Consider the following 565-nt stretch of genomic DNA (forward strand, 5'->3'; position numbering starts at 1 on the left):
AATTGATGCCAACAACGATTTGACTGCTGAAGAAAAAGCCAAAGCTAAGGAAGACGCGAAAGTCAAAGCCGATGCAGCGAAGACTGCAATCGACAAGGCGACAACAAATGCAGCGGTGGAACAAGCTAAGGCTGATGGAGCGACAAGTGTATCTTTAGTAACACCAACAGCGCAAGCGAAGCCAGCTGCAAAACAAGCCATCGATGAAGCATTAAAAGCAAAAGAAGCAGCAATAGATGCCAACAATGACTTAACAGCAGAAGAGAAAGCCAAAGCTAAGGAAGACGCCAAAGCCAAAGCCGATGCAGCTAAACAAGCAATCGATAGCGCAACAACAAACGCAGCGGTAGAACAAGCTAAAAATGACGGAGCGACAAGTATATCATCAGTCACTCCAACACCAACAGCTAAACCGGCTGCAAAACAAGCCATCGATGACGCATTGAAAGCTAAGAACGATGTGATTGATGCCAATAACGATTTGACTGCTGAAGAGAAAACCAAAGCTAAGGAAGACGCCAAAGCGAAAGCTGACGCAGCGAAGCAAGCAATTGACAACGCAATT

Annotated in this window: 1 protein-coding gene; it reads left to right on the forward strand. The window is 45.7% G+C overall.

Annotated elements, in window-relative coordinates; genetic code table 11:
- The coding region (locus ACLNCW_RS09810) for a DUF1542 domain-containing protein (RefSeq protein WP_424846215.1) at positions 1-565 on the forward strand (565 nt) is incomplete at both ends.

This window comes from Streptococcus sp. CL6.22, from assembly GCF_049738055.1.
GTDB lineage: Bacteria > Bacillota > Bacilli > Lactobacillales > Streptococcaceae > Streptococcus > Streptococcus mitis_DJ.